We start from the raw sequence: 13,527 nt of genomic DNA, 5'->3' as shown, positions 1-13,527 counted from the left end.
CTGCCTAGGGGGTTGAGACGAGCCGGATCAGGAACGGGGGAACTTGGCGATCGAGGAGTCCTTCGCGACCGCCTGGGAGGCGGCCTCCATCGTGTCGCAGAACTTCTGCGCGTCGCCGCCCTTGAACATCAGCTGGTTGGCGGCCTCGCGGGAGGCGTCGTCCAGCTTCTTGTACCAGGTGTCGAACAGGTAACCCACGAAGACGTCCGGACCGGCCTTGCTGAGGGCGTCGTTGGCGCTGGTCAGGCCGGGGCTGATGGTGACGCCGTCAGCCGCGCCCGCCACCACCGTCAGCGACTTGGTGAGCTTGGTGAACTCCAGCGCCGCCTCCTTGGAGAGCATCGTGCGCAGGTACTCCTTGCCACCCTGCGGGTTCTTGCCCTTGGCCGCGGCGAAGTAGATCTCGCCGGCCGCGGCGTTGATCGCGGTCGCCGGGAGCTTGTCCGCGGCGGTGACGCTCGGGACCGGCATCATCGCGTACTCGAAGCCGGCCGGGGTGCTGGCCGCCTGCTCGTTCTCCAGCCAGGAGCCGCACGGGTAGAACGCGACCTTGTCCTGGTTATGCTGCAGCTGGACCTCGGTGTGCTTGAGGCCGAGGAACGACTTGTCGACGTACTTGGTGCCGACCTCGCCCCAGGCCTTCGCCGCCTGCAGCACGGCGTCGTTGGTCCAGGCGCCCGGCTTCAGGTTGTCGATGTCCTTGAGCACCTGCTCGGTGCCGATCTTCGCGGCGCTGGTCATGATCGCGCGGACCATGTAGTACGGCGCGTTGGCACCCGCGTAGCCGAACGGCGTGATGCCGGCCGCCTTGATCTTGTCGAGCAGCGCGGTGAAGTCGGCCCAGGTGGTCGGGACGGTCCAGTTGTTCTTCTCGAACAGCTTCTTGTTGTACCAGAGGCCGAAGACGGTGAAGTTGTAGTTCACCGCGTACGGCTTGCCGCCGTAGGTTCCCTGCTGCACGGCCCCCGGGACCAGCGTCTCGGCGACCGTCTTGCCGGCGACGTCCAGCGACGGGGCGGCGAACAGGTCGGTCAGGTCGGCCGCCTGGCCGGCCTTGACGATCGCGCCGAAGTCCATGATGTCCGAGCCGGAGTTGTTGATCATGTCGGGCGGGGACCCGGCGTTGAGCCGCGGCTTGATCGTGGTGGACACCTGCTGGGTGGCCGAGTAGGTGATCTTCGCGTCCGGCCACTTCTTGTTGAACAGCGGGGTGTCGACGTCCGTGGCGTACTTGGTGCCCAGACCACCGTCGAAGATCACGATCTCCACGCCGGCCTTCGGGTCGATGCCCAGCGGGTTGTCGGCCGACTTGGTGCCGGTCGCCTGCTTGGTGTCGCCACTGTCGTCGGAGCCGGCACAGGCGCTCAGGAGGCTCACACCGGGCGCCGCGACCAGGCCCACCGCGGCGGCGCGGCGGAGCAGGGTACGACGATCCAGCGAAGAGTTGGTCATCTCAGACATCGATGTCCTTTCGGATGTGACAGAGTTCGGTTCAGCCCTTGACGGCGCCGGCGGTCAGCCCGGTGGCGATGTTCCGCTGGATCAACAGGAAGAAGATCACCACGGGCAGGGACGTGATGATCGCACCGGCCATGAGGGGGCCCCAGGCGGTACCGCGTTCGGTCTGGTTCTGCAGCAGCCACGCCATCAGGTTCTGCTTGGCCGGGCTGTTGAGCGTGTTGACGATGATGAACTCGTTCCAGGCCTGGATGAAGCCGTAGACAGCGGTGGCGACCAGACCGGGCCCGGTGAGCGGCAGGATGATCTTCCAGAACACCTGGGCTCGCGTGCACCCGTCGATCATCGCGGCCTCGTCGAGCTCCTTCGGGATGCCGGCGATGAAACCACGCAGCGTCCAGACCGTGTACGGCAGCAGCAGCATCAGATAGACCAACGAGACGCCGATCAGGCTGTTGGTCAGGTTCGCCTTCTGCAGCATCAGGAAGAGCGGGATGATCAGGGCGAGCAGCGGCACCAACTGGACGCAGAGGATGACCAGGATGATCGCCTTGCGGCCGTAGAAGGCGAACCGGGCGATCGCGAGCGCCGCGAGGAAGCCCACAACCAGCGCCGCGGCCACCGCCAACAGCGTGATCACCAGGCCGTTGATCAAGCCCTCGACGAAGTTCTCGGCCTTGATGGCGGAGCTGAAGTTGTCCAGGGTCGGGTGTGCCGGGACGAAGTACGGCCGGAAGCTCATCACCTCGTCGCGGGGCTTCAGCGCGGTGTTCAGCACCCAGTACACCGGGAAGATCATGACGAGGGCGAACAGCACTCCGCCGGTGTTCGCGAAGATCGTGCCGAGCCGGCTGCGGCCGACGGTCAGCACCTGGTCGTCCTGGCGCGCGGCGGCCATCAGTCCACCTCCCCGATCTTGAACATCTGGCGGATGTAGAAGACCATCACGCCGAGCATCAGCAGCACGGTGATCACCGCGATCGCCGAACCGTAGCTGTACTTGGACTGCCCGAACGCCTGGGTGTACGAGTACGTCGCGAGGGTCTGGTAATACGGCTCCGGGTGCCCGTCGCGCAGCACCCAGGTCTGGGTGAACAACCCGAAGTTCCAGATCACCGAGAGCGTGGTGACGATCGTCAGCAGCGGCTTCAGGATCGGCAGGGTGATGTTGCGCAGCGCCTGCCGGGACGTCGCGCCGTCCACGGTGGCCGCCTCCAGGAGCTCCTTGGGCACCTGGGTGAGGCCGGCGCTCAGCGAGATCGCCAGGAACGGGATGCCGGCCCAGACCACCAGGACGGTGACCAGCGACCAGCCCTGCCACGGGTTCACGAACCAGCTGTGGTTCGCGTAGTCCACCCCTGGCAACTTGTCGATCAGGTAGTTCAGGACACCGAAGTCGGAGTCGGTCAGCCAGCGGAAGGTCTGCGCCGCGACCAGCTGCGGCAGCGCCCAGACGAACATCATCGCGATCATCATGGCCAGCCGGACCTTGGGGTGCACGCGGCGCATCAGCAGGGCGACGCCCAGCCCGGCCAGCACCGAGAGGATCACCGAGACCACGGTGAATCCGGCGGTACGGCCCACCACGCCCCAGAACGTCGAGTCGGTGAGCGCCTTCTCGTACTGGTCGAACCCGACCCACGACGGCGTGAGCCCGGTCAGCAGCTCCCGCAGCCGCATGTTCTGGAAGGACAGCACGATCATCCGGTACAGCGGGTAGGCCAGCAGCGCCACCAGCACCACCAGGGTGGGCAGCGCGAGCAGCCAGGGCACCCGGGCGTCGGCGCGACGGCGCCGCGACGGCCGCGGGACGGCCGCTCGCTGCTCGGTGCCCCCGCCGGGCGGCGCCGGCCGGGTCGTCGGGGAGTCGACGGCTTGCATCAGCTAGTCCTCTTCCACGAGGGGTGTGCCGCCCGCCCCGCGCGGCGCGGGCGGCACCTGGTCGTCAGGACTCGTTGAGAGTGGTGTTGATCTGGTCGTCGGCCCACTTGGTGGCGTCGGCGACGGTCTTCTTGCCGGTCAGCACGTCGGTCAGCATGGTCTGCAGGACGTTGCCCTTCTCGACGTCCGCCCACTTCTCGGCGTTCGGCGGGAACCAGCTCTGCTTGGCGGCCAGAGCGGCCGGCGCGATCGTCGGGTTGTCCGCGGCGGCCTTGTCCAGCAGGGCCGTCGCGTTCGGCAGCGCGTTGGCCTTGACCAGGCCGGACATCGAGGTGCTGTCAGTGAAGTACTTGATCCACTGAGCGGCCAGCTCCTTGTTGCCGCTCTTCTGGGTCACGCCCAGGTTCGAGCCGCCGAGGAAGGACGGGATCTCCGGCATCGGCGCGGCGGCCAGCTTGCCCTTCACCTTGGTCGGGACCATCGGCGAGGTCGGGTCGTTCGGGTCCTTGTGGACCTCCTCGGCCACGCCCTGTTCCCAGGCGTTGCCGTAGAACATGCCGGCCTGGCCCTGCGAGAAGATGTTGGCCTGGTCGTTCTCGTTCTTGGTGACGTCGGCCTTGGAGTACTTCTTGACCGCGTCCACCCAGCGCTGCAGGCCCTGCTGCGAGGCCGGCTGGGAGAGCTGGCCGGTCCACTTGTCGCCGTCCTTCTTGGCGATGTCGCCGCCTGTCGACTTCACGAAGGACATCGCGGCGTACCAGTACTGGCCCGGCATGTAGAACGCGCCGAACTTGCTGTCCTTGTTGCCGGACTGCAGCTTGTCCGCGTCGGCCAGGAACTCGTCGTAGGTCTTCGGGGCGTCGGCGATGCCCGCCGCCTTGAACAGGTCGGTGCGGTAGACCAGCACCCGGGCGCCCGCGTAGTAGGGCACGCAGTAGGTCTTGCCGTCCAGCTCACAGGCGCCGGACAGGCCGGAGAGCCAGGTGCCGGAGTTCTCGAAGTCGGCCTTGTTCACCTCGGCGAAGCCGCCGTTGAAGACGTACTTGGAGAACTCGGTGTTCCCGAGCTCGACCACGTCCGGCACGTCCGTGCCGGCCAGCGTCGCGTCCAGCTTGGTGAGGTGGTTGGCCCACTGCTGGTATTCCACGTTCACCTGGGCGCCGGTGGCCGCGGTGAACCGCTTGCTCGCGTCCTCGACGACGTTCTTCCAGGAGGTCTGTGCGTCCACCATCAGCCAGACCTTGATCGTCTTGCCCGTGCCGTCGACCTTGGTGTTGGCCGAGGCTGTGCCGTTGTCGTCGCCGCCGGAGCCGCACGCGGCCGTGCCCAGCAGCGTCGCAGCGAGCGCTGCGGCAACCGCGATCTTGCGCTTCACTTTTCCTCCCGAAGGGATGCGAATTCAAAAAATCGGTGATGGTACGGGATCAGGTGTCTTTCGCCGCTTTGTGACCGTGGACGGCCTGGGCGGTGCGCTGGAAGGCCGCGTGCGAGCGCTCGTGGGTGCGCTGCGCGACGGCGACGTACAGCAGATCGAGGACCACCAGCTGCGGGTGCCGCGCGGAGAGCGCGTCCGGCCGGAACGTGGTCGCCTGGGTGGCGGTGAGCAGGACGATGTCGGCGAGCTCGGCCAGCGGGGATCGGGGGAAACTGGTGAGCGCGATGGTGGTGGCGCCCCGGCTGCTCGCCTCGGCGAGCAGCTCGATCGTCTCGCCGGTCTCGCCACTGTGCGAGATGCCGAGCGCGACGTCGCCGGGCCGGGACAGCGCGGCGCTGGCCAGACCGTTGTGCACGTCGGTCCAGGCCCACACCGGGATGCCGATGCGGTGCAGACTGAACTGCATCTCCTCGCCGACCAGCGCGCTTCCGCTGGCGCCGAAGATGTTGACCCGGGCCGCGCCGGCGATCGCCACCGCGGCCCGCTCCACCTCGCCCAGATCCAGCAGCGAGGCGGTGTCGTGCATGGCCCTGGTGTCGGCGGCCATGATCTGGCCGAGCACGCGCTCCAGGGGGTCGCCGGGCTGGATCTCCCGGCCGATGTCCACCGTCCAGCCGGCCAGCCGGGCGCGCCCGGTCTCGGCGGCGATGCCCAGCCGCAGATCCGCGTAACCGTCGAAGCCGAGCGCCCGGCAGAACCGGGTCACGGTCGCCGGCGAGGTGCCGGACCGCTCGGCGAGCTCCACGATGGTCGCCCGGGAAGCGGCGGCCGGGTCCGCGAGGACCTGCTCGGCGACGCGCTGCAGGGCGCCGGTGAACTCCGGCAGCAGGGTCCGGACGCGGACCAGGACGCCGTGGTCGCTTTTTTCATTCGCAGTACGACCGTGGTCCGGCATCACGGTGCGCGTGGCGTCCTTCCCGGTCTCCCGCTCGGTGGCCCGGTCGGCTTTGTTGCCGTCGTTGCGGGCGCGGGACTCGCCCTTGCCGCCGTCGGTCCGGGCGCGGGACTCACTCCGGCCCCAGAGGCCCTGCTCAAGCCGGTCCCGCATCGTCTGGTCGCTCCCGTGCGGGGCAGCCTGGTCGCGGGCCGGCGAGTCGGCGACCGCGGTCGACGCGGTGCCGTCCATCTCCGGCTCAGCCATCGGTCACCCTTTCAGGAAGGACTGTTTACTGTCGCGGTAAAAGTTCTTACTAACCGCCCCCCTGTGTCAAGACTGTGGGTGAAGTTTTCAAACCGTTACCTGAGCTGGGGTGATGAACGCGTGTTTCGGCGAGGTGGGATGACGGCCATCGATCCGGAAATGACCCATACGGCGTGACCGCCATCACATGTCCGACTTGCGCCCGTTTTGCCGTCCCCCGATCGGCGCTGCCGGGCTCCCCGATCGGCCACCGGCCGATCAGCCGAACGGCGCTTCCCGGTCACTCCCCGAAACACAGCCGTTACTCCCGAAACAAGATCAAAATTATTTCCGGTACGCCCGAGCCCTCGGCCCCGGCCCTTCACCCCGGTCAACCCCGGCACCCAGAAGCCCTCGACAGCCTGAGACACCCCTGACCGCCAGCCGGGGCCGAGCGGCTGGCGCCCAGAGGTGGCTCCGCACGCCCGAGGCGCCCCTCATGGCCGGCCGGGACCGGGCGGCTGGCGCCTGCGGGCGCCTCGGGCGTGCGGGAGGCGGCGGCCGGACAGGCGATGGAAGGGGGCCGCGCGGGACGGTGCTCCGGGCGTACCGGGGCATGAAGTGATGTGGAGAGTTATGCGGTGGCCCTGATGGCCTCGGCGAAGGCCTCCGAACGGTGCTCGAAGTTGCGGAAGCGGCCGTAGCTCGGCGCGGCAGGCGACAACAAGACCACGCCGCCGGCCGGAGTGACCTCACGAGCGATGCGGACGGCGTCGGCGAGATCCTCGGAGAGGTGCGTGGTGATCTTCGGCAGAGCGGACAACTCGGACAGAATGCGCGCGCCGCTGTCCGGCAGCCCGATCACGGTGAGTTCCCGGGAGGCCAGAAAGTCCCGCAACGGACCGTAGTCCAGCCCTCGATCGGTGCCGCCGACCAGCACGGTGAGTGGCCGCCCCTCGTACGCCTCCACGGCGTGCATCGTGGCATAGGGCGACGTCGAGAGGGTGTCGTCGACGAACGTCACGCCGGACGCGTCGGGGATCTCGGTCAGGCGGTGCGGCAGCCCCGGGAACGACCGGACCGCGGCCTCCAGCGTGGCCCGCTCACCGAGCACGTCGACGCCCATGCCGTCCAGCACGGCCAGGGCCACGCACAGGTTGCGCTCGTTGTGCCGGCCCTTGAGCGGCAGCGCCTCCCGGGCGAAGAGCGGATCGTCGCTGCAGAAGACGGTGCCGTCCTCGACCCGGAACCGGGAGTCGCCGGCCCCGGCCGGCACGGGCGGGAAGCCGTTCCGGTCGGTGACGCCGCGGATCTCGTCGCGCAGGCGCTCGTCGGCGCCGTTGACCACGATCAGATCCGGTCCGTGGCGCAGCAGGTTCAGCTTGTCCCGGTAGTACTCCCGCTCGCCGCCGTGGGCGTCCAGGTGCTCCGGGAAGAGCGAGGTGACCACCGCCACCCGGGGCGAGTCGGTCAGGTCGGCGCACTGGTAGCTGGAGAGCTCGAGCACGTACAGCTGCGCCGGCGGGAGATCGAGCAGCGGGACGCCGATGTTCCCGCCGTAGGCGTTCGGCCGGCCGGCCGCCGCGAGCAGATGGCTGATCAGGCTGGAGGTGGTGCTCTTGCCCTTGCTGCCGGTGACGCCGACGGTCCGGGCGGCGTGCTCGGCCATCCACAGCGCGCTGCCGCCGGTGATCGTGATGCCGCGGGCGCGCAGGTCGGCCAGGAACGGGTGGGTGGAGAACACGCCGGGCGAGCGGACGATGACGTCCGCGCTGGCCAGGGCCGCGAAGGCGTGCTCCCCGCCGGCGAGCGGGGCGCGCGGGTCGTCCCAGGGGTCGTCGAGGTACCCGGCGCCGTCGTTGACCGCGATGAGCCGGGCCGGCTCGTGCCGGGCGATCGCGTCGACCGCGGCACGCCCCTCCCGGCCGGTCCCCCAGACCGCCACCGATCGGCCACGCAGATCTGCCAGGCGCACGTCGTCTCCCCCAGTCGGTTTTTCGCGGGACCGCACTAATATTGCCCGTCGGCCGTCAGACAGGAGTTCTCGGGTGCAGTTCGACGTCATGCGCTTCCCCTCGTACGCGTTCGACCCGGTGACCGGGGTCGCCACGTTCGACTACGTGCTCGACGGCCCGGAGCCCCTGCGCTTCACCGAGACGATCACGCTGCCGGCGCCGGCGGGTCCCACGGACGTCCCGGAGACCCTGCACCGGGTGCTCGAGCTGCTGCACGTGGTCGCCGGGGTGAGCTACTACAAGGTGGGCGCCCCGGCCCGGGTGCTCGCGCCGCGGCCGGTCGCGCCCGAGGTGGCCACCTGGTTCACCCGGATCTACACCGACGGCCTCGCCGAGTACGCGTACCGCAACCAGCTCCCGCACGTCCTGGAGCTGACCGTCGAGACGCCGGGCACGCTGCCCGCCGCGGCCCCGGTCGAGGTCACCGGGCGGCCGCTGTCCGCGGTCGGCGGCGGCAAGGACTCGATCGTCACGCTGGAGATCCTGCGCGCGGCCGGGCTCGACCCGGTGCCGTTCTCGGTGAACCCGAACCCGGTGATCGAGAACGTGAACGCCGCCTCCGGCCTGTCCGCGCTGGCCGCCCGCCGCAAGCTGGACCCGCGCCTGTTCGAGCTGAACAAGGCCGGCGCGCTGAACGGGCACATCCCGGTCACCGCGATCAACTCGCTGATCGCGATCGCCACCGCGGTCTGGCACGGGCTCGGCCCGGTGGTGATGTCGAACGAGCGCTCCGCCTCCGACCCCAACCTGATCTGGAACGGTCGCGAGGTGAACCACCAGTGGTCCAAGGGGGTGCTCGCCGAGGGGCTGCTGCGGGACGCGGTGACGGCGCACACCGGGCTCGTCGACCCGTACTTCTCACTGCTGCGCACGCTCTCCGAGCTGCACATCGCCCAGCTGTTCGCCGGCCACACAGCGTACGACGATGTTGTTACAAGCTGTAACAAGGCGTTCAAGTTGCACGACCCGACGGCGCGCTGGTGCGGTGACTGTCCGAAGTGCCGGTTCGTGTTCCTGGCGATGGCGCCGCACATGCCGCGGGAGCGGCTCGCACACATCTTCGGGCACGACCTGTTCGCCGACGAGGCTCAGGTGCCGGGCTTCCTGGAGCTGCTCGGGGTCGACGCGCACAAGCCGTTCGAGTGCGTCGGCGAGGCCGAGGAGTGCCTGGTGGCGCTCTCCATGCTGACCGACGGCGCGCCGGTGCTGGTGGCCCTGCGGGCGGCCGTGCCGGCCTCGGCGTGGGACGACGCGTCGCACAGCAACGTGTTCACGCCGGGCGGTGAGCACCACATCCCGCCGGCCTACCTCAAGCTGCTGGACGACGCCCTCTGACCGGCGCCCGCAGCGGCCGCGACTCGGTGGTACGGACGAAGGCGCGCCCCCGCGCCGGCGAAAGCGCGCCGGGGCACGGCCGGGGGCGCGCGCCCGGCACGAGTCGGGCCTTCGGGGCGCCACCCGGGCGCGGCCGGCGCGGTCGGGCGCTGAAAGGCGTCGTCCAGGCGCTGAAAGGCGTCGTCCAGGCGCTGAAAGGCGTCGTCCAGGCGCTGAAAGGCGTCGTCCAGGCGTGCCGGCAGAGCCGGGCGCCGCGAGGCGCCGCCCAGGCGTGCCCGGCGCCGGTCGGACCCGTTGAGGCTCAACCGGGCGGCCCCGCGGGTCAGGCGCACTGGAGCACCAGCCAGACCCGCCCGAAATCCCCGGCGGCCAGATCCTGACGGCGGATCCAGTAGTAGAGACGGCCGGAGTCACCCCACACCCAGTCCATCGTGTCGTCCGTGTCGATCTGCCACAGCAGCAGCCAGTCCGCCGCTCCCGGACCGAGCTCGGCGACCCGCGCGCCCTCGACGCCTGCCGGGTTGCCGTGGCGCACGCCGTTCGCGGCCAGCTGGCACTGCAGCTGCATCGGGCCCTGCAGCAGATCGGGCCAGCCGAGGACCCGGTGCAGCGGCACCCGCTCGTCGTTCTCCAGCGCCGCGTAGAAGTCCTCGAGCGCATCCCGCCGCCGCCAGCGCCGGTCCGCCCGGGCGACGCCGGCCGCCGGCTCGTCGATCGCCGGGATCGTGCACACCGCCACGCTGGCCACGGTGTGCGCGGTGAACGACTCCCCGCCGGTGGGAACGGCCTCGTCCAGCGGGGCCGTCACCACCCGCCAGTGGCCGGCGTCGGCGGGGTCGAAGCCCCAGCGCTGCTCCTCCCAGTCGTAGAAGAACCCGAGCACGGTCCCGGCCGGCAGGATCGTCGCGCCGAGCCGGGCGTTCACGTCGTCGGCGTCGAGCTGGCCGAGGAAGGACTGCGCGTTGCCGGAGGGCGACCGCGGCCAGGCGGTTCCCGGGGCCAGCAGGGGTACGCCGCCGAGGCGCGTGCCCGGGGCATCCGGCGCGCACCGGGCGCCGGCGTTCAGCCGCAGCGCGGGCAGCGCGGCCGACCGCAGGGCCGGAGCGGCCACCCCGAGAAGGTGCTCGTCGATCTCCACCCGAGTCCCCCACCCCGCCGATCAGCGCGACCCGCGACCGACCCCCGTACCACCAAGCCTCCGCGCCGCCGGCTGGCCGGGCCGGCGCCCAGGGTCTCTCCGGGCGCCCGGCACACTCCTTTTCCGGACCAGCCGGGCGGCGCTACCCGCGGGTGGGGGCCATCCCGAGTCTGCCTCGGCGTGGGTCCCTCGGCGAGAGGAACGACCACGGAGAGCGGGGGCCGGACGAAGGCGCGCGGAAGTCACCGGGGAAAGGCGGGCGAAGTCAGCGCAACCGGACGATGCCGGCGCGAACGGGTGGATCCGACGCGGCCCTGGTGGGTCCGCCGGCGCGACCGGACGGAGTTGGTCGGGGGCGGGCGACTCCCTCGGGGGCGGGCGGAGAGTTACTCGGGCGCGTCGTGGTGGATACGCTCGGGCGACACCCCGAGCTCGCGCAACGCGACGCTGGTAGCCGCCAGCATCAACGGCGGCCCGGCCAGGTAGATCTCGTGCGAGGACCACTCCCCGTACGCCGCCACCGCGTCGGTGACCAGACCGCACGGATACGGCCCGGGATCGCCCTCGGACACCACCGGCACCACCGTCGCCCGCGGCGCCTGCCGGGCGATCGCCGTCAGCTCGTCCACGTCGTAGAGCTCGTCCAGGGTCCGCACGCCCCAGAACAGCACCGCCGGACGCGGATCCTGTGCCGCGGCCAGATGCGACAGCATGGCCTTCATCGGCGCCACCCCGGTGTCCCCGGCGATCATCAGGACTCCGCGGCCCGGCTCGGCCGGCAGCCTCATCTCGCCCTCGGCGCGGGTGACCCGGACGCGGTCGCCCACCCGGGTGTCGTGCACCAGCGTCCCACTGACCCCGGTCTCCGTCTTGGCGCGCACGTGCAGCTCGATCACGTCGTCCACGTGCGGGGCACCGGCCAGCGAATACGGCCGCCAGATGCCGGGCACGGCGCTCACCTCGACCCGGGCGTACTGACCGGGCCGGTACGGCATCGGCAGGAACGGCCGCAGGCGCACCACCGCCAGGTCGGGACGGCGCAGCTCGTGACCGATCACCTCGGTGTCCCAGATCGTCGGCTGGTAGGCGACCAGCGTGCCGCCGTGCACCAGCCACTCGTGGACGTGCTGCCACGTCCAGCGCCACGCCTGGTCGAAGTCCTGCCGCCAGACGCCCGGCGCCATCCCGGCGCGCATCGCCTCGGCCAGCGCCGCGCCGACCAGCTGCAGCTGGTTCCACTGCACGCCGCACTCGGCCAGCACCGCGCCGAGCTGCGCGCAACCGGCCACCACGCCCGGCGGGTCGTCGAGCCGGTGCACCAGCCAGGCGAGCGCGCGGGCCAGCTGGTCGCGCTGGGTCTCCGCGGAGCCGGGCAGCAGCGTCAGCAGGTCGGGCTGGGCCTGCAGCAGCGCGTGCCACAGCCGGCCGGCCACCTCCTCGGTGCCGCCGGCGAAGGTCAGACTGGTGCTGAGCAGGCGTTGCGTGTCGCGCAGCGCCATGGTGTCGGCCGGGTCCATGCCGTCGGCCGGCAGGTTGCGCCGCGTCGTGGTGCGGGCGACGTACGCGGCGTACTCCGCGGGGGTGACCGAGGGGAACTCGGTCCCGGTGGGCCCGATCGGGCGTGCCTTCGGCACGCCGGGGACGCTGGGCACCGGCGTCGTCGGACCGGCCGGGTTGATCCCGGTGATGGGATCGACCCGGTTGAGGGGTACGCCGTAAGCGGCGCTCGCCCCGGCCCGGTCCGGGGTGCCGGGCCCGCGTCCGCCCAAGCCGGAGCGGCCCAGCACGGCGCCCTGGCCACCGCGCCACAGCAGCTCGGAGCCGGCGCCCCGGTGCGGCGGCGCCTCCCGGGGCGGGCCGGGCGGAGTCTCCGCGCCGCGGCTGCTCCGGCCGGACGCGCCGACCCCGCCCACGCGCCCCTGGCCGGTCGGCTCGGCCGGTGGGCTCCCGGCCGGGAAGCCGACGCCCGCGGAGTGGCCCGGCGTGGCCCGCGACTCCGCCGTCGCCTCGTCCTCGTCCTGCTCGGCTTTCTCCGCGGCGGCCATCTCGGAGAGGGCGGCGGCCGTGTCCGCGGCGCCGGCGGTCGCCGCGTCGGGCGCGCTCTGCCGGAGCCGGATCGCTCGCAGCAGGCCGAGCAGATGCGGATCCGCTCCCGGACCAGACGACATCCGACACCCCCTCCAGTAGCGGAACGAGCCAACCGTACAACCGTACTGCCGCCGGCGCCCGCGGCCGTCACGCCAATCCTCCCGCACCGGCCGCCCGTCGACACCCGGTCGGCGACCATCGGCACGGCCCGCGGACCTTTCCGGCCGTACGGCTCAGTCGCTCCCGTCGTCGCGGCCGAGCTCCCAGAACGCGACGGCGGCCGCCGCGGCGACGTTGAGCGAGTCCACGTCGCGCCGCATCGGGATCTTCACCGGCACGTCGCTGGCCGCCAGCGCGTGCCGGGAGAGTCCCGGCCCCTCCGCCCCGAGCAGCAGCGCCGTGCGAGCCCGCTGCCCCGGCGTGAGCCGCTGCAACGGCACCGCCTCCGGCGCCGGGGTCAGCGCCAGCACGGTGAACCCCGCCTCCCGGACCCGTGTCAGCCCGTCCGGCCACGGCTCCAGCCGCGCGTACGGCACCGCGAAGACCTCGCCCATGCTGACCCGCACCGCCCGCCGGTAGAGCGGGTCGGCACAGGTGGGCGACAGCAGCACCGCGTCGATGCCGAGCGCCGCCGCGCCGCGGAACACCGCGCCGATGTTGGTGTGGTTGTTGACGTCCTCCAGGATCGCCACCCGGCGCGCTCCGGCGATCACCTCGGCCGCGTCGCGCAGCGGCGTCCGGTGGAACGAGGCCAGCACCCCGCGGTGCACGTGGAAGCCGGTGGCCCGCTCCAGCACCTCGGGTGTGGCCGCGTAGACCGGCGCGTCGTCGCCCAGGTCGTCGAGCTGGGCGACGCGTTTCGCGTCGATCAGGTACGACCGGGGGCGGTAGCCGGCCCGCAGCGCCCGCCGCAGCACCAGCTCCCCCTCCGCGATGAACAGGCCGTTCGGTGGTTCCCACTTGGTACGCAGCTCGAGGTCGGTCAGCGCGCGGTAGTCGCCGAGCCGCTCGTCGTCCGGGTCGGTGATCAGGTGAACGTCGGGCACGCGCCCAAGTC

At 71.3% G+C, this 13,527-nt stretch carries 10 protein-coding genes; 1 reads left to right on the top strand and 9 read right to left on the bottom strand.

Features of this window, described 5'->3' with window-relative positions:
- Window positions 1-27 precede the first annotated feature (27 nt).
- From ngcE to murD, 6 genes are all read right to left on the bottom strand, one after another.
- Window positions 28-1,461: an N-acetylglucosamine/diacetylchitobiose ABC transporter substrate-binding protein gene (gene ngcE, locus Asi03nite_RS24020; RefSeq protein WP_203682700.1), complete on the bottom strand. Its 1,434-nt coding sequence runs from the start codon at window positions 1,459-1,461 to the stop codon at window positions 28-30.
- 31 nt (window positions 1,462-1,492) lie between these two features.
- Window positions 1,493-2,356 (bottom strand): carbohydrate ABC transporter permease, encoded by an 864-nt coding sequence (locus Asi03nite_RS24015; RefSeq protein WP_203682699.1) that lies wholly within the window; start codon window positions 2,354-2,356, stop codon window positions 1,493-1,495.
- Window positions 2,356-3,339: a carbohydrate ABC transporter permease gene (locus Asi03nite_RS24010; protein ID WP_203682698.1), complete on the bottom strand. Its 984-nt coding sequence runs from the start codon at window positions 3,337-3,339 to the stop codon at window positions 2,356-2,358. Before Asi03nite_RS24010 ends, Asi03nite_RS24015 begins: the two co-directional genes overlap by 1 nt.
- Before the next feature lie 64 nt (window positions 3,340-3,403).
- Entirely contained in the window at window positions 3,404-4,714 is a 1,311-nt protein-coding gene (locus Asi03nite_RS24005; RefSeq protein WP_203682697.1) for an extracellular solute-binding protein, read from the bottom strand.
- 49 nt (window positions 4,715-4,763) lie between these two features.
- On the bottom strand, window positions 4,764-5,669 hold the full coding sequence (locus Asi03nite_RS24000; protein WP_239102882.1) for a MurR/RpiR family transcriptional regulator: 906 nt from the start codon (window positions 5,667-5,669) through the stop codon (window positions 4,764-4,766).
- 859 nt (window positions 5,670-6,528) lie between these two features.
- Complete coding sequence (gene murD / locus Asi03nite_RS23995; protein ID WP_203682696.1) at window positions 6,529-7,869, bottom strand: UDP-N-acetylmuramoyl-L-alanine--D-glutamate ligase; 1,341 nt, start codon at window positions 7,867-7,869, stop codon at window positions 6,529-6,531.
- A gap of 73 nt (window positions 7,870-7,942) precedes the next feature.
- Here murD and Asi03nite_RS23990 point away from each other — a divergent pair, with 73 nt between their 5' ends.
- The gene (locus Asi03nite_RS23990; RefSeq protein ID WP_507762560.1) at window positions 7,943-9,244 is read left to right on the top strand and encodes a MurL-like N-terminal domain-containing; all 1,302 of its coding nucleotides are present in this window, start codon (window positions 7,943-7,945) and stop codon (window positions 9,242-9,244) included.
- Window positions 9,245-9,566: 322 nt separating this feature from the next.
- Here Asi03nite_RS23990 and Asi03nite_RS23985 read toward each other — a convergent pair whose 3' ends face one another.
- The 3 genes from Asi03nite_RS23985 to Asi03nite_RS23975 all read right to left on the bottom strand — a co-directional run bounded on the left by Asi03nite_RS23985 (window position 9,567) and on the right by Asi03nite_RS23975 (window position 13,516).
- Window positions 9,567-10,382, bottom strand: coding sequence for a YwqG family protein (locus Asi03nite_RS23985; RefSeq protein ID WP_203682695.1), 816 nt, complete (start codon window positions 10,380-10,382; stop codon window positions 9,567-9,569).
- Between the two features lie 386 nt (window positions 10,383-10,768).
- Complete coding sequence (locus Asi03nite_RS23980; RefSeq protein WP_203682694.1) at window positions 10,769-12,550, bottom strand: flavohemoprotein; 1,782 nt, start codon at window positions 12,548-12,550, stop codon at window positions 10,769-10,771.
- Between the two features lie 153 nt (window positions 12,551-12,703).
- Window positions 12,704-13,516, bottom strand: coding sequence for a TrmH family RNA methyltransferase (locus tag Asi03nite_RS23975; RefSeq protein ID WP_203682693.1), 813 nt, complete (start codon window positions 13,514-13,516; stop codon window positions 12,704-12,706).
- Between the last annotated feature and the right edge of the window lie 11 nt (window positions 13,517-13,527).

Source organism: Actinoplanes siamensis, assembly GCF_016862395.1.
Taxonomy (GTDB): domain Bacteria; phylum Actinomycetota; class Actinomycetes; order Mycobacteriales; family Micromonosporaceae; genus Actinoplanes; species Actinoplanes siamensis.
Note: the sequence above shows the minus strand (reverse complement) of the source record. Positions and strands in the feature narration are given on the sequence as shown.

Excerpts from the sequence above, each read along its gene's own strand:
- ngcE (WP_203682700.1), bottom strand. The coding sequence starts at position 1,461 with ATGTCTGAGATGACCAACTCTTCGCTGGATCGTCGTACCCTGCTCCGC.
- Asi03nite_RS24015 (WP_203682699.1), bottom strand. The coding sequence starts at position 2,356 with ATGGCCGCCGCGCGCCAGGACGACCAGGTGCTGACCGTCGGCCGCAGC.
- Asi03nite_RS24010 (WP_203682698.1), bottom strand. The coding sequence starts at position 3,339 with ATGCAAGCCGTCGACTCCCCGACGACCCGGCCGGCGCCGCCCGGCGGG.
- Asi03nite_RS24000 (WP_239102882.1), bottom strand. The coding sequence starts at position 5,669 with ATGCCGGACCACGGTCGTACTGCGAATGAAAAAAGCGACCACGGCGTC.
- Asi03nite_RS23980 (WP_203682694.1), bottom strand. The coding sequence starts at position 12,550 with ATGTCGTCTGGTCCGGGAGCGGATCCGCATCTGCTCGGCCTGCTGCGA.